This is a genomic window from Vibrio profundi (genome assembly GCF_043642225.1).
GTDB classification, from domain to species: Bacteria; Pseudomonadota; Gammaproteobacteria; order Enterobacterales; family Vibrionaceae; genus Vibrio; species Vibrio profundi_A.
On the sequence record NZ_JBHZSF010000007.1, the window covers coordinates 94,364 to 118,267 of the forward strand.

At 45.4% G+C, this 23,904-nt stretch carries 22 protein-coding genes and 1 riboswitch; of the genes, 11 read left to right on the forward strand and 11 right to left on the reverse strand.

What is annotated here, in order from left to right:
• Nucleotides 1-9 precede the first annotated feature (9 nt).
• Genes gspH through ACHUFI_RS12690 form a run of 7 tightly spaced genes read left to right on the forward strand, consistent with a single transcriptional unit; the run spans nucleotide 10 to nucleotide 5,104 of the window.
• On the forward strand, nucleotides 10-594 hold the full coding sequence (gspH, locus tag ACHUFI_RS12660; RefSeq protein WP_394249616.1) for a type II secretion system minor pseudopilin GspH: 585 nt from the start codon (nucleotides 10-12) through the stop codon (nucleotides 592-594).
• The gene (gene gspI, locus ACHUFI_RS12665; RefSeq protein ID WP_394249618.1) at nucleotides 581-964 is read left to right on the forward strand and encodes a type II secretion system minor pseudopilin GspI; all 384 of its coding nucleotides are present in this window, start codon (nucleotides 581-583) and stop codon (nucleotides 962-964) included. The genes gspH and gspI overlap by 14 nt, the downstream gene beginning before the upstream one ends.
• On the forward strand, nucleotides 951-1,625 hold the full coding sequence (gspJ, locus tag ACHUFI_RS12670; RefSeq protein ID WP_394249620.1) for a type II secretion system minor pseudopilin GspJ: 675 nt from the start codon (nucleotides 951-953) through the stop codon (nucleotides 1,623-1,625). Before gspI ends, gspJ begins: the two co-directional genes overlap by 14 nt.
• A complete protein-coding gene (gene gspK / locus ACHUFI_RS12675; protein ID WP_394249828.1) occupies nucleotides 1,600-2,643 on the forward strand; it encodes a type II secretion system minor pseudopilin GspK in 1,044 nt (347 codons plus the stop codon). The genes gspJ and gspK overlap by 26 nt, the downstream gene beginning before the upstream one ends.
• Complete coding sequence (gene gspL / locus ACHUFI_RS12680; protein WP_394249622.1) at nucleotides 2,612-3,841, forward strand: type II secretion system protein GspL; 1,230 nt, start codon at nucleotides 2,612-2,614, stop codon at nucleotides 3,839-3,841. Before gspK ends, gspL begins: the two co-directional genes overlap by 32 nt.
• Nucleotides 3,842-3,849: 8 nt before the next feature.
• Nucleotides 3,850-4,341, forward strand: a complete 492-nt coding sequence (locus ACHUFI_RS12685) for a type II secretion system protein M (RefSeq protein WP_394249624.1) — start codon at nucleotides 3,850-3,852, stop codon at nucleotides 4,339-4,341.
• Nucleotide 4,342: 1 nt separating this feature from the next.
• Nucleotides 4,343-5,104 carry a type II secretion system protein N gene (locus ACHUFI_RS12690; RefSeq protein WP_394249626.1) on the forward strand — a complete coding sequence of 254 codons (762 nt, stop codon included), beginning with the start codon at nucleotides 4,343-4,345 and terminating at the stop codon, nucleotides 5,102-5,104.
• A gap of 72 nt (nucleotides 5,105-5,176) precedes the next feature.
• Here the strand turns inward: ACHUFI_RS12690 and ACHUFI_RS12695 are convergent, their stop codons facing one another.
• The 5 genes from ACHUFI_RS12695 to ACHUFI_RS12715 form a co-directional block, all read right to left on the reverse strand.
• Nucleotides 5,177-7,636: a cadherin-like domain-containing protein gene (locus ACHUFI_RS12695; RefSeq protein WP_394249628.1), complete on the reverse strand. Its 2,460-nt coding sequence runs from the start codon at nucleotides 7,634-7,636 to the stop codon at nucleotides 5,177-5,179.
• A gap of 156 nt (nucleotides 7,637-7,792) precedes the next feature.
• Nucleotides 7,793-8,620 (reverse strand): 3'(2'),5'-bisphosphate nucleotidase CysQ, encoded by an 828-nt coding sequence (cysQ, locus tag ACHUFI_RS12700; protein ID WP_394249630.1) that lies wholly within the window; start codon nucleotides 8,618-8,620, stop codon nucleotides 7,793-7,795.
• A 5-nt stretch (nucleotides 8,621-8,625) separates the two neighbouring features.
• Nucleotides 8,626-9,180, reverse strand: a complete 555-nt coding sequence (gene nudE, locus ACHUFI_RS12705; protein ID WP_394249632.1) for an ADP compounds hydrolase NudE — start codon at nucleotides 9,178-9,180, stop codon at nucleotides 8,626-8,628.
• A gap of 160 nt (nucleotides 9,181-9,340) precedes the next feature.
• Entirely contained in the window at nucleotides 9,341-9,925 is a 585-nt protein-coding gene (nfuA, locus tag ACHUFI_RS12710) for a Fe-S biogenesis protein NfuA (RefSeq protein WP_394249830.1), read from the reverse strand.
• Between the two features lie 109 nt (nucleotides 9,926-10,034).
• Nucleotides 10,035-10,733 carry a ComF family protein gene (locus ACHUFI_RS12715; RefSeq protein WP_394249634.1) on the reverse strand — a complete coding sequence of 233 codons (699 nt, stop codon included), beginning with the start codon at nucleotides 10,731-10,733 and terminating at the stop codon, nucleotides 10,035-10,037.
• Nucleotides 10,734-10,819: 86 nt separating this feature from the next.
• On the opposite strand from ACHUFI_RS12715, the gene bioH reads away from it, so the two are divergent.
• Nucleotides 10,820-11,587 (forward strand): pimeloyl-ACP methyl ester esterase BioH, encoded by a 768-nt coding sequence (gene bioH / locus ACHUFI_RS12720; protein ID WP_394249636.1) that lies wholly within the window; start codon nucleotides 10,820-10,822, stop codon nucleotides 11,585-11,587.
• A gap of 174 nt (nucleotides 11,588-11,761) precedes the next feature.
• On the forward strand, nucleotides 11,762-12,235 hold the full coding sequence (locus tag ACHUFI_RS12725) for an ATP-dependent Lon protease (RefSeq protein ID WP_394249638.1): 474 nt from the start codon (nucleotides 11,762-11,764) through the stop codon (nucleotides 12,233-12,235).
• A gap of 99 nt (nucleotides 12,236-12,334) precedes the next feature.
• Here ACHUFI_RS12725 and ACHUFI_RS12730 read toward each other — a convergent pair whose 3' ends face one another.
• Both ACHUFI_RS12730 and greB read right to left on the reverse strand, forming a co-directional pair.
• Entirely contained in the window at nucleotides 12,335-14,659 is a 2,325-nt protein-coding gene (locus ACHUFI_RS12730; protein WP_394249640.1) for a Tex family protein, read from the reverse strand.
• 618 nt (nucleotides 14,660-15,277) lie between these two features.
• On the reverse strand, nucleotides 15,278-15,766 hold the full coding sequence (greB, locus tag ACHUFI_RS12735) for a transcription elongation factor GreB (protein ID WP_394249642.1): 489 nt from the start codon (nucleotides 15,764-15,766) through the stop codon (nucleotides 15,278-15,280).
• A 152-nt stretch (nucleotides 15,767-15,918) separates the two neighbouring features.
• Here greB and ompR point away from each other — a divergent pair, with 152 nt between their 5' ends.
• Both ompR and envZ read left to right on the forward strand, forming a co-directional pair.
• A complete protein-coding gene (ompR, locus tag ACHUFI_RS12740; protein ID WP_394249644.1) occupies nucleotides 15,919-16,638 on the forward strand; it encodes an osmolarity response regulator transcription factor OmpR in 720 nt (239 codons plus the stop codon).
• 79 nt (nucleotides 16,639-16,717) lie between these two features.
• Nucleotides 16,718-18,016, forward strand: a complete 1,299-nt coding sequence (gene envZ / locus ACHUFI_RS12745) for a two-component system sensor histidine kinase EnvZ (protein WP_394249646.1) — start codon at nucleotides 16,718-16,720, stop codon at nucleotides 18,014-18,016.
• Between the two features lie 64 nt (nucleotides 18,017-18,080).
• On the opposite strand, the gene recG is transcribed toward envZ, so the two are convergent.
• From recG to gmk, 4 genes are all read right to left on the reverse strand, one after another.
• Nucleotides 18,081-20,159, reverse strand: coding sequence for an ATP-dependent DNA helicase RecG (gene recG, locus ACHUFI_RS12750; protein WP_394249648.1), 2,079 nt, complete (start codon nucleotides 20,157-20,159; stop codon nucleotides 18,081-18,083).
• A 169-nt stretch (nucleotides 20,160-20,328) separates the two neighbouring features.
• Complete coding sequence (spoT, locus tag ACHUFI_RS12755) at nucleotides 20,329-22,449, reverse strand: bifunctional GTP diphosphokinase/guanosine-3',5'-bis pyrophosphate 3'-pyrophosphohydrolase (protein WP_394249650.1); 2,121 nt, start codon at nucleotides 22,447-22,449, stop codon at nucleotides 20,329-20,331.
• Nucleotides 22,450-22,488: 39 nt separating this feature from the next.
• Nucleotides 22,489-22,761 carry a DNA-directed RNA polymerase subunit omega gene (rpoZ, locus tag ACHUFI_RS12760; protein WP_137358809.1) on the reverse strand — a complete coding sequence of 91 codons (273 nt, stop codon included), beginning with the start codon at nucleotides 22,759-22,761 and terminating at the stop codon, nucleotides 22,489-22,491.
• Nucleotides 22,762-22,877: 116 nt separating this feature from the next.
• Nucleotides 22,878-23,501 (reverse strand): guanylate kinase, encoded by a 624-nt coding sequence (gene gmk, locus ACHUFI_RS12765; RefSeq protein ID WP_394249652.1) that lies wholly within the window; start codon nucleotides 23,499-23,501, stop codon nucleotides 22,878-22,880.
• A gap of 294 nt (nucleotides 23,502-23,795) precedes the next feature.
• Nucleotides 23,796-23,895: riboswitch (purine riboswitch) on the forward strand.
• Nucleotides 23,896-23,904 lie beyond the last annotated feature (9 nt).

The window sequence follows — 23,904 nt, forward strand, 5'->3', positions numbered from 1 at the left end:
CCGATAGCTATGCCAAAACAACAAGGCTTTACCTTAATCGAGATTTTGTTAGTACTCGTGTTGCTATCGGTGACGGCGGTGGCGGTCATCGCCACCATTCCTACAAGCAGCAAAGATCTTGCTAAGCATCAGGCTCAAAGCTTTTATCAAAGGCTGCAGCTTCTTAATGAAGAAGCCATTTTGAGTGGTTTAGATTTCGGAATTAGGGTTGATGAAAAAAAGTCGACTTATATTCTGATGACTTTGACCTCTGATGGTTGGCAAGAAGCCGAAATAGAAAAAATTCCACCGACTACAGAAATGCCTGAAGAGTTGACGTTAAGTTTAGCGTTGGGCGGTGGCGCGTGGGCTGATGATGATCGCTTGTTTAAACCAGGTAGCCTGTTTGATGAAGACATGTTTGCCGATCTTGATGAGGACAAAAAGCCTCGCCCACCTCAATTGTTTGTCTTATCCAGTGCTGAAATGACGCCATTTCGACTGTCTTTTTATCCAAATACTGGAGATGAAGAACAAGACAGTTGGAAGGTGAGAGTCGATGACAGTGGAGTGATTACCTTGCTTGGCCCGGGAGAGACTGATGAAGATAACTAATCGGTCGCTTCAACCTAAAGGCAAAGCCCGAGGGATGACCTTGCTTGAAGTATTAGTGGCGCTCGCTATCTTTGCAACGGCTGCAATCAGTGTCATTCGAGCGGTCAGTCAGCACATTAATACCTTAGGTTATCTAGAGGAAAAAACCTTTGCGTCTATGGTCGTGGACAACCAAATGGCGATGGTTATGCTCCATCCTGATAAGTTAAAAGCGCAAAAGGGTGAGCAAGAGATGGCCGGAAGAACTTGGTATTGGAAGGTGACGCCACTGAAAACGGCGGACAGTTTATTGAAAGCTTTTGAAGTCAGTGTATCGACATCAAAAAATGCGTCGCCTGTCGTCACGGTACAAAGCTATGTTGCCAATTAGTAGAGTAAAGCGCACGCGCCGAGACGCAGTGGGTTTTACGTTAATTGAAGTGTTGGTTTCGATTGCCATATTTGCGACGTTGAGTGTTGCTGCTTATCAAGTGGTCAATCAGGTTCAACGAAGTAATGAACTTTCTCTGGAACGTAGCTCTCGATTGAATGAGCTGCAACGCGCGCTAGTCATCTTAGATAATGATTTTAGACAAATGGCGTTACGCCAATCCCGTACCAACGGGGAAGAACCATCATCTAAGTTGATCCATTGGCAAGAGTATCTGTTGGATTCAGATACGAAAGGCGTCATGTTTAATCGTCTAGGTTGGCATAACCCTCAGCAGCAGTTCCCCCGCGGTGAAGTGACGAAGGTCGGTTATCGCCTCAGTGAAGAAACTCTTGAAAGGGTATGGTGGCGATATGCCGATACACCTGCCGGTCAACAAGGGGTAGTGACCCCAATTCTGACGAATGTGGAAGAATTTAACCTCGAGTTTTATGACGGTAAAGGGTGGAAAAAAGAGTGGAGCGCTGAGCTACAATTGCCCAAAGCGGTGAAACTGACTTTGCTTTTGAAAGATTATGATGAAATAGAGCGAATCTATTTAACGCCAGGTGGCAAGCTTGTGACCAATAGCAGTGATGATAAGGACAGTAACGATGGCTAGTCTACATCGACCTTATCGCCAACAAGGTGTCGCCCTGATTGTTGTTCTAATGCTACTTGCGATTATGGCGACCATTGCGGCAACGATGTCTGAAAGGTTATTCGCGCAATTTAAGCGAGCGGGAAACCAACTTAATTACCAACAAGCCTACTGGTATAGCTTAGGTGTGGAAGGTTTAGCTCAGGCAGGTATCGAGCAAAGCTATGAAGACAATGACACCATTAATTTAAGTCAGCCGTGGGCGTTGGAAGAACAAGTATTCCCCCTTGATTATGGGCAAGTAAAAGGTCGCATTTGGGACAAGCAGGCGTGCTTTAATCTCAATGTATTGTCACAAGCTGAACCAAAACCTGGAAGCAGCAACAGCCCGTACTTGGTGGATGTATGGAAACACTTGATGGAAGAGTTAGAAGTTGAGCCCTATCAAGCTGAAGTGATTGCTGACTCTACCTGGGAGTTCATCGATAGTAATACCGATACTCGGAGCTCCTCGGGTGTGGAAGACAGTACTTATGAAGGAATGAAGCCAGCTTATTTGGCAGCTAATGGATTGTTGGCGGACAGCAGTGAGTTGAGAGCGGTTTATCAAGTGACTGGCGAGATAATGCAAAAGGTATCACCGTATATTTGCTCACTACCAACGGATGAATGGCGTCTAAACGTGAACACGGTAGATCCAGAACATAGCGCACTATTGGTGGCTATGTTCTCACCAAATTTAAGTGAGTCCAATGCCAAAGAAATATTAGAAAATCGCCCTTTTGATGGCTGGACAAACCTTGACGAATTTCTAGCGGAAGCGCCAATCGCCGCTATTGATGAAGCAGTATTGAAACAAGCCAAACCTTATTTAACGGTAGATAGCGCATATTTTGAGTTAGATGCCGAAGTCTTAGTGGATAAGTCTCGCGTAAGAATTCGCAGCCTTTTCTATAGTGATAATCGAGAAACAGTGACGGTCGTACGTCGTCGCTTTGGAGGGATCAGTGAGCGAGTTTCTGACCGTTCGACTGAGTAGTGAACCGCAGAGCCCTGTGCCGTGGTGCGTTTGGTCGACAAGCCAGCAAGAAGTGATAGCCAGTGGTGAATTGGCGAGTTGGCAACAAATAGAAGAGCTGACGCCGTATGCGCAGCAGAGAACGTGCATTGCATTATTGGCAGGCAGTGATTGCTTAGTGACGGATGTAGAGATCCCCAAAGGGGCTGCTCGTCAATTTGAGTCGATGTTGCCTTACTTATTAGAAGACGAAGTCGCACAAGATGTGGACGACTTGCACTTTACGATTTTAAACAAAGGGAATGATAGCGCGACTATATGTGGTGTTGAGCGAGAGTGGCTGAGTCATATTGTCAGTACTTTTAAAGAGCAAGGCATTCACTTTCGTAAAGTATTACCGGATACGTTTGCTTTACCTATTGAGCCGCAAGGCGTGTCGGCTTTGCAGTTAGAGTCGCAGTGGTTATTGCGACAAAGTGAATTTAAAGTGGCATCTGTCGACGACAGTTGGTTGTCACTATTTATGACCTCAGATTGGTTTGCTCAAGAGGATGAAGCAGATAACGAGTGGTGCATATCTTCATACACAGCGTTGCCAGTTGACTCTGTATTAGAAGCGAGTTCGATCACTTGGCAATCTAAATCTGCAGAGTTAGTGATGGGGTTGCTTAGCCAACACGCGATTACGAGCTCCGTCAACTTGTTAACGGGCAGCTTTAAAGCTAAATCATCGCTGATTAAGTACTGGAAAATCTGGCAAAAGGTAGCAGTGGCTGCGTGTATGTTAATTTCGGTACTGGTTGTTCAACAAGTTCTGTTGGTTCAACAATATGAAGCCAAGGCTAGCGCTTATCGTACTGAGAGCGAGCGTATTTTTAGAACGGTTTTCCCAAATAAACGAAAAATTCCAACCGTCAGTTATCTTAAGCGTCAAATGAATGATGAAGCGGGCCGACTCGGGGGCGATGGTGGGGCTGATTCAATGTTGAATTGGTTGATTCACCTTCCTGATACCGTTGGAAAAGTGGCGGCGATAGAGTTGGAAAGCATTAAGTACGACGGCAATCGCTCTGAGATTCGAATTCAAGCCAAAAGTGCTGATTTCCAAAGCTTTGAAGATGCAAGAACTAAGCTATCTGAGCAGTTTATTGTTGAACAAGGTCCGCTGAATCGAAATGGTGAAGCCGTCTTCGGCAGCTTTGTTTTAAAGCGTAAGTGAGGATTGAAATGAAAAACTTAATAGACTCACTACAAGCTTGGTGGAGTGGCACGAGTCAGCGTGAACAGCGGTTAGTCATTGCTTGCATAGTGTTGCTTGTGATGGGCGCGATTTACTGGGGAGTCCTACAACCATTAAATCAGCGTGCAGAGCTGGCTCAAACTCGAATTCAAAGTGAAAAGCAGCTATTAAATTGGGTGACCAATAAAGCTGATGAAATCACAGAACTTAGAGGAAGTGGTGGGATAGCTGTGTCTACACAGCCATTAAATCAGGTAGTTTCTTCATCGATTCGTCGCTATAAAATTGAATTAATCAGAGTTCAGCCGAGAGGCGAGATGCTTCAAGTTTGGATTAAGCCTGTGCCGTTTAATCAATTTGTGGATTGGTTAACGTTCCTTAAAGAGAAGCAAGGTGTCGATGTTGAGTTCATGGACATTGACCGTTCAGACCGACCAGGTGTGATTGAGATAAATCGACTGCAGTTTAAGCGAGGTTAGAGTGAAACGAGGCTTGTTATACGGCGCTATTTTTGTCGTTTGTTTTTCTGTGAGCTTAATATTGCACTTGCCTGCGTCTTTTGCATTAAAGCAACTTCCTCCTATTCGTGGATTAAGTATTCAAGGTGTAGAAGGATCCCTTTGGCAAGGCAGCGCAACGAATGTGGCGTGGCAACGGGTGAACTATGGTTCGGTGCAGTGGGACTTTCAGTTTGATAAGTTACTGCAAGGGAAAGCAGAGGTATCGCTTCGCTTTGGCCGTCAGAGTGACATGGAGTTACGTGGCAAAGGCTCGATTGGCTACGGTTTAGATGGTGCTTATATCGAGAACTTAGTCGCGGCAATCCCAGCGGTTCGAGTGTTGGATTACGCACCGGCGATTCCAGTACCTCTGACGCTGAATGGTCAATTAGAGCTAACCATTAAACATGCTTTGCATGGCCAGCCTTGGTGCCAGTCTGGTGAGGGAGCTTTAGCGTGGACAAATAGCAGCGCAGAGACGCCAATTGGCTCACTAAACTTTGGACCTGTGATTGCTGATTTATCCTGTACTGATAACCAAATTATGGCGAAAGGCGAACAGAAATCAGCTGAAGTCACTAGTGAGTTTTCAGCGGAGCTGTCTGCAAACCAGCGCTATAGCGCTACAGCTTGGTTTAAGCCTGGTGCTGATTTCCCACAAGCAATGAAAAGCCAATTAAAGTGGCTTGGCAACCCAAACTCTCAGGGACAGTATCAGTTTAGTTATCAAGGGCGTTTGTAAATCACGCATAGAAAATACAAAAGGGCGATAGAAGTAATCTCTATCGCCCTTTTTATTTTTGAGGAGTTAATATTAGTCGGCGTAATACTTGCCTTCTAGCATTTTCTCCACGTAGTTTAGTTTTGGTTGAGGTGTATCTACTTTTAGATTATTGCGGGTTGAAGCCGCAGAATCATCAGGGTTGTTAGTAGACCATTGATTAATTGGTGTTAGGCTGTAGCTAAGGTTGTCACTGACTTCTATTTCAAAGACATGCCACCAACGCTCAGGTTCTCCTTCTGGTGGCGTGAAAACGGTGCGGCTCCCATCCAAAATTACCTCTACTTTTGTTTCTCGGCGCTGAATATCTCCAGTCCCAGAGTATTTATATACAGCATAACGATAGGTTCCGGGAATGGTAAAATCAGGAATGGTTACGACTTCAGGACCATAGCTACTTGTGTCATCCACATCCAAGAAAATATTGTTGCCTGCTTGGTTGAAAGTCTTATTGCTATAATATACGTGAAACCTATCTCCATTACCGTCAGGACCATAGAAGTGAGTGTCTAAATCGCGAGGATCTTCTCCCCATGTTAGTTGAATTTTTGTTGTTGCATCATCTAGGATTAAGCACTCACTCATCGTTTCATCTCGAGAACTGGTACGGACAGTTTCGGTTCGACTTTGATACTGGCTTTCTGCAGATATAAGCACAGTGCTTTCCTGCCTAACTGGTATTCTGAAGTTGCCTTGGTCATCACTATAAGCTGATGAGCGACCATTGTAGTCTACGCCTTCCGAGCGAATTCTTGCATTCGCAATCGTTTGATTTTCTTTATCCACAACACAGCCATCAACGTACACAGTGTCATAAATTCTATCGGCGTTCCAAGTGGTAAAGTGAGTAACCTCTCCAACGTAGAACCCGTTATCTAAAGTGGCGATCCCCTCTTCTATCCAGATGCCTTGGACTTCATCGTAATAGAACAATGGAATTATTGCTGGTGGGTTTGAGCCAGACGCAGGGATTCTAACTTGCGCAGTTTTACCATCGGCTAATTGGAGATCATTGCCGTCACTATCAGTAAAGGTTGCAGTGATTGCTCCAAAAGACTCAATCGGAACAGTTTCTCCGGAAGGAGCTTCGGTAATCATTTCACCAGGCATCAAATCAATATCTAATGATGGATCTATGACGAATAGCTCTGAACTAATTTGTCCAGTTACGACTTCCCCTTGCGCGTTTACAAAGCTCTGAGCTTCAACTGAAACAAGAGTTTCATTATCGACTTGTAGGTCGGATGCTACTTGACTATCAAAGCTAACATTTGCGTGAATCGTTGGTAGGTATAAATTTATTGCCGTACTGATATCCGAAAATTGTTTAGACTCTGACGCTTCAGAAAAACCTACCGCATCAGCGGAAACTACAATTGCTCTGCTGGTATCTAAATCAGTATCCAACACCTTAATGCTGTATTTACCTGATGCGTCAGTATTCCCTTCTGCTAAAAGAGAGCCGTTATTCGAGATTTTGACGATACTATTTTCGATCGCTGTATTCTCATAGTAACTAGAGACTTCACCTTGTACCGCGTAGTAGAACAGTTCAGAGAGTTTGAAAGTGTTTTGTGCAACAACAGCGCCATCTTCTAAGCCATCTTGCGCTTTTAATATGATCTCATCATGGATAGTTGAAGCCGATACTGAAGAGGAGATGGTTAACTCACCTGTTTCAGAGATCGATAGACCACTAGGAGCATTTTCCAGTGAGAACTGGATATCGGAACCATTGTTTTCATCGTCAGGGTCAGTGATTTGCACTTGATAGGAGAGCGATTCTCCTGCTTCTACACTTAAGTTTGAAAAAGAGTCGACTTGTACGGGATCGTTAACTGCTGTGATTAAAACAGCACCGCTATTGCTGATAGTAAACTCTTCATCTGAGACACTAAAAGATAAGTTAGCCTCACCATTGTAGTCTTGTAATGCCGTAAGAGTGATTGAGTCACTGTTTTCGGTAATAGTGATAGCTGGGTTATCAATTGATAGGTTTGTAACTATCAAATCACTAGAGTCTATATCTGTTACATTACTTAGAAGACTTGCATGAGAAATGGTAAGAGCAACGTCTTCATTCGTATTGAGCTGCAATGGTGTGCCAGCGGTTGGAGCATCGTTTACAGGTGTTACAGTGATTGTAAACGCCTGAATATCGGATAAGCTCGAATCAGTTGAAGCGACTGCTTTAATGGTAATTTCACCAGAGGTAAGGACCCCATCTAGTGGTGTCCATGTGAGAAGGCCATCACTGCCTAAAGTCATTCCTACAGGTAGATTATCAGCAGAATATGTAACGGATTCTGAGTGGTTTGTTGAAAGTTGATATTGGTATTGAATGTCTTCAGTGGCGGTTGTGCCTGCTGTAGAGTTAATTGCAAATGAAGAGCTGGGTGGTGTTTGTGGTTGGGGTGAACTACCTGAGCTATCGCTACCACATCCTGACAGAATTATAGCGATGGAGCTAGCTAGCAAACTAAGACGTTTCATGGGTATCCATTCCTATTTATTATTAAGTAGCTTTTTATAAATAGGAATGGAATTAACTTCAAATCATTTGAATAGCAAATGATTGCGTATTAATCATTATTCGTGTTTTGCATGTTAGTTTTAGAGTGATAAATCATTTATATGTAATTGATAAAGCTAATCTTTACATTCTAAGATCTCATCCCATGGCAGCGCTTTATCACCCAGGACGATGAAGTTGGGGTTCTCAAGTGTTTCTCTTTCGTTGTAAGACAGCGGTTCTAATTGTGTACTGAGAATACAGCCACCTGCTTCTTCGACAATGCACTGCGTGGCTGCGGTATCCCATTCACCCGTTGGGCCTAAACGTAGATAACAATCGACGGCGCCTTCGGCAACCAAGCAGGCTTTGAGCGCCGCTGAACCTAGAGGAACCAAATCATAGTTCCATTTCGAGCTCATTCGGCTCGTAATACGATTGATGTCTTGGCGTCGGCTGATAGCAATGGCAATCGACTGATTCGGCTGCTCATGTTTGTGCGTTTTGATCTTCACGCTTTCATCCATTTCTGGAATTTTCCACGCACCTTTACCCGAGTAAGCGTAGTAAGTGACACCTGATACGGGGCCATACACCACGCCCATCACTGGACGATTATGTTCAATGAGGGCAATGATGGTCGCGAAGTCGCCGCTTCTGGCGATAAACTCTTGTGTTCCATCAAGCGGATCAACCAACCAATAACGATCCCATTGAGAGCGCTTTTCTAAACTGATATCTGCAGCTTCTTCTGACAGCACTGGGATATCTGGAGTGAGTTCACTTAAGCGTTGAGCAATTAATTTATGCGCGGCCAAGTCGGCGCTAGTCACTGGGGTGTCGTCACTCTTGGTGAATTCTTCGTAGTCTTTCTTCTCGTAAATTTCGAGGATAAGTTGCCCAGCAGAGCGAGCCACTTCGATGACAGAGGGGAGTAGGTGGGAGAGATCTTTTGTTATTGGCATAATGGCTACTCTTGCTCTTTTAGTATTCTGATTGCTAGTAGTAGGGCGGTAATGCTGCGAGCCTCACAGAAGTCCAAGTGAGTCAGTAACTCTTCAGCTTGAGCTAATGGCCAGCGCACAACGTCTAATGGTTCAGGTTCATCACCTTCTAGTTTCTCTGAGTATAGGTCTTCGGCGATAAATAACGTCATTTTGCTCGAAAAATAAGACGGCGCCAAAATGACTTCTTTCAATGGGGTGAGCTTGTTGGTACCAAAGCCTATTTCTTCTTTTAGCTCTCTGTCGGCAGCTTGAGCCGGCGTTTCGCCTGAATCGATTAATCCTTTAGGGAAGCCGAGCTCATAGCGTTCTGTACCTGCTGCGTATTCTCTTACTAGCAAGATGTCACCGTTTTCAGTCACCGGAACCATCATCACCGCATTACGGCCACTAGGTTTCATGCGTTCGTAAGTGCGTTCTACACCATTGGAAAAACGTAAATCGAGGGATTCGATAGAGAACAGTTTTGATTGAGCGACAGTTTGTTGAGCCAAAATTTCTGGCACAGTCCTTTTTGTCATTTCGCTCGCTCCTTAGCTAGAAAGTATTATTACTAATATATGAGAAAATCCGATTGATTGACACTGGCTTTGGGTCCAAGCCATTAAAAAAGGTTGATGCTCTCACATCAACCTTTGATTTCAGTTTTCGGACTGAGTACCGATTTATTCTTACTCAGTATTAGTAGTAAGAGTGCTCACCGCGATCGTGCTCTGTAGCATCACGAACCGCAGTCAGTTCGCCTTCAAACTGTTGTAGTAGCTCTTTCTCGATGCCTTCTTTTAGCGTGACGTCTACCATTGAACAACCATTACAACCGCCACCAAATGAAACGATAGCCACGCCTTCATCAGTGATTTCTACGAGATTCACGTGACCGCCGTGACCAGCAAGTTGAGGGTTTACTTGAGTTTGGATAGCGTATTCCACACGTTCGATCAGTGATGCATCATCAGCCACTTTACGCATTTTTGCGTTTGGCGCTTTCAATGTAAGTTGAGAACCCATTTTGTCTGTAACGAAGTCGATTTCAGCTTCATCAAGGAAAGGCAGGCTTAGCTCATCCACGTACGCTGAGAAACCTTCAAATGACAACACTGTGTCAGTCGACTCAACGGCTTCTGGTGGGCAGTAAGATACGCCACACTCAGCATTTTGAGTACCTGGGTTAACGACGAAAACACGGATGTTAGTGCCTTCTGGTTGCTGGCCAAGTAAGTTAGCAAAGTGAGTTTGAGCTGTTTCTGTAATAGTAATATTTGACACGACGAATACCTGAGTAAATTTGTAGGCTATTACGGCCATTCTACTCCTGTCAGAATTGTAATTCAGCCCTTTTTTGTTGGATTGTTGTTCGACATCAAAGCCTGCAACGTTACTGTAAGGGCTCAGGAGTGCGGCAGATGCAGTAAATATCAATTCTTTCGACGCCTACTTCAAGTAGTAATTGACATAAATGTTGCACAGTACTGCCTGTAGTCACGACATCATCCAGAATCGCGACATGATTTGCATGAGGTTGTTGACGTAACTTGAACGCATTGTGGAGGTTCTGGCGGCGTTCTTTCTTCGTCAGACCTTGTTGATAGGGCGTCGCGCGTGTTCGTGAAAACATGTGCGGGTGAGCGGAGACATTTAGGCTTTTTGCCAAATAATGGCTAAGGAGTGCGCTTTGATTGAAGCCTCTAGAGAGGGTGCGTGTCCAGTGGAGTGGCACGCTTGCGATGATAGGAGCAGGTTGTTCAATGTGATGGGTGAGTAGTGAGGCTAGGTCTCTGGCAAACCAAAACTGCTTGGAATATTTTAGCTGATGGACGTAGCGAGACAGGGGGAAATTATAGTCCCCTACACAGTATAAGCGATGCCATGACGGTGGCGTTGTTAGGCATTGACCACATTGTTCGACAGTGGTTGGGGTCGTTATTCCACACCGCTGACAGCGAGGTACTTTTGAAAAAAGAGTCAGGCACGTAGAACACCAACGAGTGCCGTTGCCCGCTTTATTCAACCCGCACAGATGGCATTGTTTTGGGATGGAAAGTGATGTGTTTTTTCGCCACCAATCGGATACCATGAGCACAAACTTATTTGGATGAAATGATTGAATTTATCACCTCACCGAAGTGATGGCTGATGATAAAAGTAGGGATAATTGAGAGTATGAGCAAAGCGTTATTTTGGCATGTATCCGGATCTGGGCCGGATTTGGTTCTGGTTCATGGTTGGGGAATGAATGGCGCGGTATGGCAACAAACCGTTAGTGTTTTGGAAAAGCACTTCAAAGTGCATGTTGTCGATCTTCCGGGTTATGGACACAGTGCTCATACTCACGCACAAAATTTGGAAGAAATCGCTCACCTTCTGATGCCTGACGCGCCCAAAGATGCAATCTGGGTGGGGTGGTCATTAGGCGGCTTAGTCGCAACGCATATGGCGCTTCATCATACTGAGTATGTGAGAAAGCTGGTCACCGTCGCAAGTTCTCCTAAATTCGCGGCAGATAAGCCGTGGCGAGGTATTCAGCCTAATGTATTGACGGCGTTCACTGAACAATTAGTTGAGGATTTTCAAACGACTATTGAGCGTTTTATGGCACTTCAAGCGATGGGAAGCCCCTCTGCTCGTCAGGATGTTAAACAGCTCAAACAAGCGGTGTTATCTCGCCCGTTACCCAATCCTGACTCTTTGCTTGCAGGCCTAAAGATGCTCTCTGATGTGGATCTTAGAGCGCAATTGCCACAGCTTTCTGTTCCGATGTTGCGTTTATACGGGAGGTTAGATGGCTTGGTCCCAATTAAAGTGGCGAAAGATCTCGATAAATCAATCCCAGGTACCGAGCAATATATCTTTACCCAATCTTCTCATGCGCCATTTATGACAGAAGCCGACACATTTTGTAACCAGCTGATCGGCTTCGGAAATAAATAATTGCTAAAATAATAATCAATATGGTCGATATATAATCTAACCAAAGAAATCTAAGAGCTTGGCTTGAAGATTTCAATGGGGCTGCTTTTGACTTGAGTGTAGTGGTGAGAATGAGAGACTAGGCTCAGTTCAAACGCAGAACATTGCTTCGGGCGATTCTTGAGGAGGACTCGCATGATTGTGTCACCTGCAACAGTAGTTAGTGTGCCACTGATCGCCCCATCAGTTAATGTGCAAACGGAGCAAGTCGCGCGCGAAAATAAAGTGCGTGAACCAATTGCTCCCACTGTCGCGATGGCGAGAACCAGAGCGGAACAGAAGGTAAAGTCAGAGGATAAAAGGCGAAAGCAATCTGCTTGGGACCCTTCCGACCACCCGAGTTATGGGATGGAAGAAGAGTCTGAAGCAAACTCTATTTATCATGAAGACCCGAAAAGTACGCTTGAACGGCTATTCGATTTATTGGCACTAAAGACATACAGTGCCGAGCAAGGAAAAGGCTATGCGATGCGTTTTCGGTTGCCTAAGCACATTTTAGATGCGGCAATAAAAGAAGGTCAGATGGAGAAACGGCGAAAGATCATTAAGTACCACTATGGTCACGCTGTGGCACCCAATACCCCATCAGAAGTGATAGCGGTTTTGTAATTTCAAACGCTAAGGCTCTAGGGGGAAGCGCTAAAATAAAACCCACTTTATTCAATAAAGTGGGTTTTGATTTTTAGGGGTAAATACCAGAATTACTTGTTATTTTTTTGCTTTAGCAAAGGCGGCAGCAAACGCGCCACCCATCGCTCCGTTTTGTGGCTCTTCACGTCGGCGTTGGTTCGCTTGGTTTTGGCGAGGGGCCGCAGTATTGCGAGCTGAGCTAGAACGTTGAGCTCGATTATCTTGACCTGGCTCGTCTTTCATACGCATAGAAAGTGCAATACGTTTACGCTGCACATCGACTTCCATCACTTTCACTTTAACGATATCGCCAGCCTTCACGACTTCACGTGGGTCGGAAACAAAGCGGTCGGTGAGTGCTGAAATATGCACTAAACCATCTTGGTGTACGCCGATGTCAACGAAAGCGCCAAAGTTCGCCACATTCGAGACTACGCCTTCTAGAATCATTCCCGCTTCTAGATCGGAAACGCTATTGACTCCTTCAGCAAAGGTTGCGGTTTTGAATTCAGGTCGAGGGTCTCGACCCGGTTTGTCTAATTCTTTAATGATGTCAGTAATCGTTGGAACACCAAAGCTGTCGTTGGTGTAATCAATTGCATGGAGACCTTTTAAGAACTCAGAGTCACCGACAAGTGATTTAACATCTTTGCTGTTTTTCTCAGCAATTGATTTTACGATTGGGTAGGCTTCAGGGTGAACCGAAGACGCATCAAGTGGGTTTTTACCATCCATAATGCGTAGGAAACCGGCACATTGTTCGAAAGCTTTAGGTCCCAATCGAGCGACTTTCTTAAGCGTGGTACGAGTTTCAAAGCGACCATTTTCATCGCGAAAATCAACAATGTTCTGCGCGATAGTTGTCGAGAGTCCAGCAACACGAGTCAATAGTGCTGCGGAAGCGGTATTAACATCAACACCGACAGCATTCACACAGTCCTCAACGATAGCATCTAGGCGTTTTGCTAGCATAGTTTGGCTTACATCGTGCTGGTATTGACCCACCCCAATGGATTTTGGATCAATTTTCACAAGTTCAGCTAGCGGATCTTGCAAGCGTCGAGCAATCGATACGGCTCCACGAAGGGAAACGTCCATATTTGGGAACTCTTTCGCAGCGAGTTCAGATGCTGAGTAAACCGATGCACCTGCTTCACTCACGATAATCTTTTGCACTTTTAGGTTGCCGCGTTTAATCACGTCGGCAACAAAGCTGTCCGTTTCGCGTGAAGCCGTACCGTTACCAATCGCGATTAGATCGACATTAAACTGGCGAACCATCTGATCAACAACGTGAGCTGATTTGTCGTATTGTTTTTGAGGTGGGTGAGGGTAAATCGTTTCAGTTGCTAAAACCTTACCTGTCGAGTCAACCACTGCGATCTTAGAACCCGTACGTAATCCAGGGTCGAGTCCTAATGTAGCTCGCGGCCCGGCTGGCGCCGCCATCAGTAAGTCTTTTAAGTTCGTTGCGAAGACTTCGATCGCTTCAATTTCAGCGCGTTCTTTCATCGCACCCATTAGCTCTGTTTCCATGTGCATGGACACTTTAATACGCCATGACCAGCTGATCACTTGCTTACGCCATGTGTCTGCTGGAGCGCTGCTTAGATGGATACCATAGTGCTCAGCGATAATAGTTTCGCAGTAAGAGCCACGAACGCTTTCTTCTTGAGCGGGATCGGCGTTCATTGCCAATGTTAGGAAACCTTCATTTCGGCCTCTCAGCATAGCTAATGCACGGTGAGAAGGAACCTTGCTGATTGCTTCATCATGTTCGAAGTAGTCTTTGAACTTCTCACCTTCGTGTTCTTTACCAGAAACAACACGAGCACTGAGCTCAGCATGGCGCGTTAGGTGGTGTCTAATCTTTTCGAGTAAATTCGCATCTTCTGCGATGCGCTCCATGACGATGGCTCTCGCACCATCGAGTGCAGCTTTGTTATCAGCAATGCCTTTATCTGCATCAATATATAAAGCGGCTTCGGACTCAGGTTCTGTTTGAGGCTGTGTCCAAAGTTTGTCGGCTAATGGCTCAAGGCCTGCTTCAATTGCAATTTGACCTTTAGTACGGCGCTTAGGCTTGTAAGGTAAGTACAAATCTTCAAGGCGAGTTTTGCTGTCAGCTTGGATGATTTCGGCTTCAAGCTCTGGTGTCATTTTACCTTGATCTTGAATGGATTTGAGAATGGTTTGGCGACGGTCATCCAGCTCGCGTAGATAAGATAAGCGACTGTCCAGCGTTCGTAATTGGGTGTCATCCAGTGCGCCGGTGACTTCTTTACGGTAACGGGCGATGAATGGAATCGTGCTTCCGTCATCAATTAGGTTTACAGCAGCAATGACTTGCTCAGGTCGTACATTCAGTTCCTGTGCAATCAAATTACAGATAGCTTGGCTCATCCGTTGGATCTCTTATTTACAATCATGAAAGGAATATGGGGTTCCTTGGCGGTTTTTTCTAGTTCTTGAGTCGTATTAATCCCTGATCGTAACGACATTTCTAAATTAGCCCCCGACTTTGTAAGAGATCTCTTACAAGTTGTGTAAGAGTATTCCAAGATAATTGGGTTACATATGCTCGTTTCTTTCCTAAGTCGTTGAACTTGATTGAGTTTTGATTTTTGTGACCGGGGTCTATAGGCGGTTTTTTTAGGGAGTAACTAGGATATTAGCCGAATTCCCGTAATATTTAACTTGTCGACAGGATGTTGGCAGGAACAGGAAAAAGCCTAATGGACTAGGTATCTTCAGGATGAAGATTTGATTACTTAGGATGAGTAGTCAGCAAGGAAGTAATTGTCTCAGGAAGAGATGCAGCCCATCAGGATGATAGGCAATATGGACACCGCTAGGATGGCGATGAACAAAACGGAAATAGGTTAACGGATTTAACCCTAATCATGGAAAGATGCATGGAGCACCTTATCTCAAAGAGATAAATAGTAGCAGGATGACTACGAAAGAACTTAACCCCGTTAGGCGAAAGCTTAACGGGGTTTTCTTTATTCAGGGAGTAAGTTATCGAGGTTTACTTTCTGCATAGTGAATTGAATTAACAAACCACTCTTTCTCGCCTTCCGGCGTGCGGACCACAAACTCATCATCCACTTCTTTCTTCAGTAGAGCACGAGCCATTGGGGAATCGATAGACACGTAATCTTTTACCCCGCCATAAATTTCATCAGGGCCGACAATACGGAATGTTTTGATATCGCCTTGTTCGTTTTCGATTTCTACCCAAGCACCAAAGAAAACTTTGCCCTCTTGCTGTGGAGAGTAGTCGACGACTTTAACTTGGTCTAAGCGCTTTCTTAAATAGCGAACTCGACGGTCGATTTCTCGTAGCCGTTTTTTGTTGTACTGATAGTCGGCATTTTCTGAGCGATCGCCAAGGCTAGCGGCCCAAGTCACTTTTTTAGTGACCTCAGGTCGTTCTTCTCGCCATAAAAAGTTGAGCTCGTTTGAAAGTTTTTCATAACCTTCACGAGTGATTAGGTTTGTTTTCATAACTCTGACTAAGTAAAAGCATTGAATGAGTTACAATATATAGAAAGGCAACATACGTTAACAATTCTTTACGCGACATTTCTGTCAAGAATGTTACATTTTTAGAGCCTTATAATATCGGGGTAGAAGCTTTTAATAGGTGGAATCATTACATGCAAGAAAATTATAAAATTTTAGTGGTCGATGATGATGCTCGTTTGCGTGCATTGCTAGAGCGTTACTTATCGGAACAAGGTTTCCAAGTACGCAGCGTGGCCAACAGTGAGCAGATGGACCGCCTGTTAACTCGTGAAAACTTCCATTTGATGGTGCTGGATTTAATGTTACCAGGTGAAGACGGGCTATCGATTTGCCGCCGCCTGCGTAACGCAAATAACATGTTACCTATCCTTATGCTGACTGCGAAAGGTGATGAGGTGGATCGTATCGTTGGCCTAGAAGTTGGTGCTGATGATTACCTACCAAAACCATTTAACCCTCGTGAACTGCTTGCCCGCATTAAAGCGGTATTGCGTCGTCAAGTAATTGAAGCTCCTGGCGCTCCAAGCTCTGAAGAATCGATCGTCGAGTTTGGTGAGTTCCGTCTGAACTTAGGGACGCGCGAAATGTTCCGTGGTGAAGAGTCAATGCCTCTCACTTCAGGTGAATTTGCGGTATTGAAATCGCTAGTGACCAATGCGCGTGAACCTATGTCGCGCGACAAGCTGATGAATATGGCTCGAGGCCGTGAATATTCTGCTATGGAACGTTCGATTGACGTTCAGATTTCACGCTTACGTCGCATGCTGGAAGAGGACCCAAGTAAGCCTCGTTATATCCAGACAGTATGGGGCTTAGGCTATGTGTTTGTTCCAGACGGTAAAGCAGTATAAGCCATTCATCCATATTACTAACCCCTAACTCGCTTTAGGGGTTAGCTCCCAAAGAGCAACCTCATCCTTAAGGTTTTCTATGCGAATTCGTAGCTCATTTACTCAATCTATCGCCCTTTTCTTAACTCTTCTGATTGCTAGTCAAGTTTTCTCCTATTACGCAGTTTTTAACTACGCGTTGATGCCAAGTTTGCAGCAATTCAACAAGATTCTTGCTCACGAACTTAACTTAGTGCTCGATGATACTAGCGACCATGAACTACAGATGGATGCGCCTTTACGTCGACGTGTATTAGAGCAATTAGGTGTGACCGTTCACTCGAAAGAGAGCCCGACTGCGGAGGAGTATTATCACGCGATGTCGATTGACTTAATGAGTGAAGAAATGACCAAGGAATTGGGCACGCAAACCGAAGTGCGCTTGATTCTTGGTTCGGAAAGCTATGTGCTATGGATGGATATTGAAGACCTCCCTAACTCCCTTATCCGCATTCCGTTATCTGAACTGCAAGAAGAAGATTTTGCACCGTTATTTCGCAATAGCTTGATTATGGCGCTGTTGATCATTGCCGGTGGCTGGCTGTTCATTCGATTGCAAAATCGACCGCTTATCGCGTTAGAAAAGGCAGCCAAAGGCGTAGGGCGAGGGGAAATACCACCACCATTACCTGAAAAAGGGGCATCAGAGATTCGCTCGGTGACTCGCGCCTTTAATCAAATGTCGAAAGGCATTCAGGAGCTCGAAGAAGACAGAGCGTTGTTGATGGCAGGTATCAGCCATGATTTGCGAACACCGCTGACTCGAATCCGATTGGCAACAGAAATGATGTCTCCTGAAGATGCCTACTTGGCTGAAGGCATCATCAGTGACACTGAAGAATGTAATGAAATCATTAGCCAGTTCATGGATTATTTGAAGCCTGTGAACACGCAAACATTTGAAGCGGTCTACCTGACTGAAATCGCGAGTGAAGTGGCGACAGCTGAAGGTGGTTATGAACTTCAGATAGAGACACACATAGAGGGCTCAACTAAGCCTGCTTTGGGCAACCCAATAGCGATCAAACGTGCAGTGAGCAATTTAGTTGTTAACGCCGTTCGCTACGGTAATGGCTGGATTAAAGTATCAACCGGGATGACCGCCGACAATAAGTTGGTGTGGGTAACGGTTGAAGATAACGGGCCTGGTATTGAAAAAGACCAAATAGGCAAACTCTTTGAACCTTTCACGCGTGGTGATACTGCCCGAGGCAGTGAAGGTACGGGGCTTGGACTTGCAATCGTCAAGCGTATCGTGAGCCAACATCAAGGCTCCGTGATGGTCAACAATCGCAGTGAAGGCGGCTTAAAGGCTCAGATCAGTTTTCCAGTAAAATAATCTAACGAGAAAAGAATGGAAAAGGCTCAATACGTTGGTATTGAGCCTTTTTTATACGGTGGAATTACGCTTTCGAATAGACGTCTCGTTCGCCTAACCAGCGATTGATGATCGCCTTAGCATTATCGGGATAGTTATCGTGAATATGGCGAGCGATACGCTGCACTTCTGGGATCAAACGTTGGTCACGCACTAAGTCAGCAATCTTGAAATCGGCTAAGCCAGTTTGTTTCGTGCCGAGTAACTCCCCAGGGCCACGAATTTCTAAGTCTTTCTGGGCGATAACAAACCCATCATTACTTTCCCGGAGAACTCCTAAGCGCTTTTGCGCTGTTTTCGAGAGCGGAGAGTGATACAGCAATACACAGTGACTGGCGACAGAACCTCGACCGACACGGCCACGTAATTGGTGCAATTGAGCTAAGCCTAGTCGCTCCGGATTTTCGATGATCATTAAGCTCGAATTAGGGACATCCACCCCCACTTCGATGACGGTTGTGGCAACCAGTAGATGCAGTTTGTTCTCTTTGAACTCTTGCATCACGGCTTGCTTCTCAGCAGGCTTCATTCGGCCATGAACCAAGCCGATTTTCACGTCAGGAAGTTTACGCTGAAGATCTTCCGCTGTATCGGCTGCCGCTTGCGCTTCCAGAACTTCGGATTCGTCGATCAGTGTGCATACCCAGTAAGCTTGCTTACCTTCATTGAGACAGGCGTTGCGAACGCGTTCGACAATGTTATCTCGTTTGGTATCAGGAATCGCCACGGTTTGAATAGGCGTTCTTCCTGGCGGTAATTCATCGATTACGGAGGTTTCAAGATCAGCGTATGCCGTCATTGCCAGCGTTCGCGGGATTGGAGTCGCCGTCATTACCAACTGATGCGGGTAGTAACCTTGCTTGGCACCTTTTTCTCGTAGTTCTAATCGTTGGTGGACTCCAAAACGATGCTGTTCATCGATGATCACGAGCCCAAGGTTCTTGAATTCAACATGCTCTTGGAACAAAGCGTGTGTGCCGACTACCATTTGAGCTTCGCCACTGGCTATTCGTACGAGTTCGGTTTCTCTCGCTTTGCCTTTGAGCTTTCCGGCTAGCCAGCCGACCTGAATACCCATCGACTCAAACCAGTTTTTGAAGTTGATAGCATGTTGCTCTGCCAGCAGCTCGGTAGGCGCCATCAGAGCGACCTGTTGACCATGTTCCAAAGCTCGGACAGCAGCAAGAGCGGCTACCAGTGTCTTACCTGAGCCCACATCTCCTTGCACTAAACGCATCATCGGGTGCGGTTTAATAAGGTCAGACTCGATTTCTTTAACAACTCGAGCTTGTGCGTTGGTTGGCGAAAACGGGAGCTGATCCAATAGTTTCTGTTTAAGTGCACTTGCCTCCGGTAGCGGAGTCGCGGCGTCTAATTGACCTTTGGTGCGAACAGAAAGCATCGAAAGATTCTGTGCGAGCAGTTCTTCCATAATAAGGCGTAACTGAGCGGGATGTTTCCCCTCATCAAATTGCTCTAGATCGATAGCTGGCGGCGGACGGTGAATGGTGTGTAAGGCTTGTCCTAAAGTGATCTGATGATCGTATAAACCTGAGGGAAGCAGTTCGTTGACGGCCGCTTTGTCTAACAAGGCTAATGCTTGGTCAGTCAGGTTTCGCAAAGTGACTTGACGTAGGCCTTCGGTTGTTGGGTAAACCGGTGTGAGGTTTTGCTCTACATCTGGTTTTTGCCTAGGGGCAAAGAACTTGTAGTCAGGGTGGACAATCTCTAGTCCGATACCACCACGTTTGATTTCACCGTAGGCGTGTACTTGTTTACCTTCTGAAAAGTTGTTCTTCATGCCGGCGCTGAAATTGAAGAAACGCAGAGTGATGGTGCCATTACCATCACTGATCTTTACCGCGAGCATCTTTCGTTTACCAAAGATGGTGTCTACACTCATGACTTTGCCTTGCACTGCTGCCCATAAGCCAGCATGCAGCTTTGCAATTGGGTAAATTCGAGTGCGGTCTTCATAGCGAAGTGGAAGGTGGAAGAGTAAATCTTGTACGTTAACAAGGCCGACTTTCTCTAACTTTTCAGCGACTTTAGCTCCAACGCCAGATAAGGAGCTGAGTGGAATTGCAGACAAAAGTTGGGACATGGCGATGGCTCATAAACGTAATATTTATAGGCTATTCAATCATCTTACTGGATTTTTGTACAGGCTAAATTCGGAGGAGTTGATTAAGGGAGGGATTGAGGCCGCCATAAAGAAAAGGTTGACCGAGTAGGCCAACCTTTATTGGTATTTTTATGAACACGTTAGAAACTTAGTTCTTACGTCGTCTTACTTTCAGCGCGTGTGGCATGACACGTAGCTTCTTCATAATACTTGCAAGATGAACGCGATCTTTAGTGGTCAAAAGAATCGTCACTGTGTACAAGCGACCATCACGTTCTTCTGTTGAGATCCCGTGAATGTTCGAACCGGTTTTAGAGATAACGCTAGTCAGCTCCGCTAAGGCACCTTGGTGGTTCTGTAAGTCGACTTGAAGCTCTGCTGTGAACTCTTGGTCATAATCTTCAGACCATTCAACTGCCATGTACTTATCAGGCTCTTTCTGATAACCACGAACGTTAGGACACGTTTCACGGTGAACCACAAGACCACGACCAGGAGAAACGTGTGCAATGATGTGATCATCTGGGATTGGGTGACAACAGTTAGCAAATGTCAGTAGTAACCCTTCCGCACCACGGATAGGCAATTTCTTCTTCGGTTTGTCACTGGAGTGTTCCACTTCCGTTAGCTCGTCAGCGTCGCCCAGTAAACGGCGCGCGATAACGATACTCATCAGTTCGCCTAAGCCAATAGAAGCTAACAGGTCATCAAGGCTTTCTAAGCGTAAATCGGATAAAACATGCTCGACGTTTTCTTCCGAAATATCCCCAATTGAAAGTTCACCTAGTGCATGATTGAGCAGTCGACGACCTAACGTAATCGACTCTTCACGGCGCATGGTTTTCAGAACTTGACGGATCTTCGTGCGTGCTCGTGAAGTTACGACGTAGTTGAGCCATGCTGCATTTGGACGTGCGCCTGGTGCACTGATGATCTCAATCGTCTGGCCATTTTTCAGTGATTTACTAAGTGGGTAAGGGTTCATGTCGACGCGAGCGCCCACACACATATTACCGACATCAGTATGCACTGCGTAAGCGAAGTCTACCGCTGTCGCCCCTACTGGCAATTCAACAATGCGACCTTTCGGTGAGAATACGTAAATCTCATCTGGGAACAGATCGGACTTAACGTTCTCGATAAATTCGAAAGAGTTACCGGCGCTTTGCTGAAGTTCGAGTAAGCTTTGCATCCAACGTTGAGCTTTGACTTGTGCCGTCGTGCCTGTGCGATCGCCGCTGCCTTTGTAAGACCAGTGTGCCGCAACACCTTTGTCTGCCATTTGCTCCATGTCTTCCGTACGGATCTGAACTTCAACAGGAACGCCATGAGGGCCGACCATCGAAGTGTGCAGTGACTGGTAGCCATTGGCTTTAGGTACGGCAATGTAGTCTTTCATGCGGCCCGGACGTGGCTTGTACAGGCTATGGACTTGGCCAAGAGCACGGTAACAAGTGTCGGCATTGTCGACGACAACACGGAACGCATAGATATCCATGATGGTATGGAAGCGCTGCTCTTTGGTTTTCATCTTGTTATAGATGGAGAACAGGTTTTTCTCACGACCGACAACGCGAGCCGTTAGCCCGACTTCTTCAAGACGGCCTTCGATTTCGCTATGGATACGTTGGATCATTTCCTTACGGTTACCACGCGCAGCTTTCACTACGTTTTTCAGTACGCGATAACGGTTTGGATACAGTGCTTCAAAGCCTAGCTCTTCTAGCTCGGTCTTGATGTTATGAATACCAAGACGATGTGCCAGTGGAGAGTAAATCTCTAAAGTTTCACGTGCAATACGACGCTTTTTGTCTGGGCGAAGTGCCCCAAGCGTACGCATGTTATGAGTTCGGTCAGCTAATTTGATCAAGATAACGCGGATGTCTTGCACCATGGCGAGAACCATTTTACGGAAGTTCTCTGCTTGCGCTTCTTTGCGATCACGAAATTTAAGCTTATCCAGCTTAGAAACACCATCAACCAATTCAGCAACGGTATTGCCAAATTGTGCCTCTAACTCATCTTTTGTAACTTCAGTATCTTCAATTACATCGTGGAGTAGGGCTGCTTGTAGAGTTTCAATATCAAGGCGCATTTCGGCCAAAATACGAGAAACCGCTACAGGGTGGATAATGTATGGTTCACCGCTTGAGCGGGTTTGCCCTTCATGGGCATCTCTCGCTACCACATAAGATTGACGCAGAGCCTCAATTTGAGGCTCTGTTAGGTATTCTTGGGCAACGTCTTTGAGGCTATCGAATAGATACAAATTAAAGGCCCGGAAGGTTAATTAGTTCGAATAACGTTATTAACGGTTGTGAGCGATGCTGCTTACCGCTGCTAGCTCAGCAGCTTCTTGCTCTTGCTGCTCTTGACGTTCACGTGCGTCTAGTACGTCTTTAGTGATAAGACCTTCTTCGATTTCGCGAAGAGCGATAACCGTTGGCTTATCGTTCTCTTCTGGCACTAGTGAATCTTTGCCGCCAGTTTGCATTTGACGAGCGCGGCGAGCCGCAATAAGAACTAGGTCGAAACGGTTGCCAACTTTTTCAACAGCGTCTTGAACAGTTACGCGTGCCATAAGGACTCCAAATAGTTAACTAATAAATTTTAAATGACGAGAAAGTATACAAGCTTAGTTAGTGACTTTCTAGATCACGGTATACATATCTCTTAGGAAAATCTAGAGAATCTAGATTACTCCGCCAGTAGTGCAGTAAGCATGCCGCTGTATTTAGCCGCTTGCTTATCTTCTTTTAAGCGTTCCGCACGGATAATTGCTCTGAAATCCATCAACGCCGCATCAAAATCATCATTTACGATGACGTAGTCATATTCGTTGTAATGAGAAATTTCAGATTTGGCTTCAGCCATGCGTTTCGCAATAACTTCTTCGCTATCTTGTCCGCGTACATTTAAGCGACGCTCTAGCTCACCGTTTGAAGGTGGAAGAATGAATACACTCTTCGCCAGTGGCATCTGTTTACGGATTTGACGAGCGCCTTGCCAATCGATATCTAGGAAGACATCAATGCCTCGCTCTAGGTTTTCTTCAATCCAAACGCGCGACGTGCCGTAGTAGTTGCCAAAAACTTCAGCGTACTCAAGAAACTCTTCTTTCTTGATTAGGTCTTCAAAATGGTGCTTTTCTACAAAGTGGTAGTGAACGCCATTTTCTTCACCTGGGCGCATGCCGCGAGTTGTGTGAGAAACAGACACCTTCATTGCGTAGGTCGGGTTAGTTTCCAGCAATGCTGAGATCAAGCTCGATTTACCTGCGCCGCTAGGTGCAGAAACGATGTAAAGAGTACCTTTGCCCATCTGTTTGTTTCCACTTTTGGTTGGATTGATGAAGGTGGTTAGCCGTCAATATTAAAGATAGCACTGACTTAATGGTTTTCACCGAGTGATAACATTGAAATTGGTGAAAATTAGGTCAGAAAAATGGAGGCGAAGAGTAGCATATTTCGTTTGTTGAGAACAACTGAGATCCTGCTTATTTGTACTCTATATAAGACAGAGTAAAACCGGTGATGACGGTGTAAGAAAGTAAACGTTTGCTATTTTTGTGATCCAGAACGAAATACGTTGAGTTTTTAATCTAAATCCTTACAATCCGCGCAAACGATTAAATGCTGTATATGTCTAATGAGATGGATTAGATGTTTCTACTACCGAGCCTACCTTGGTGACTACAGTTTTTAGTGTAGAGAACCCTCTTTTC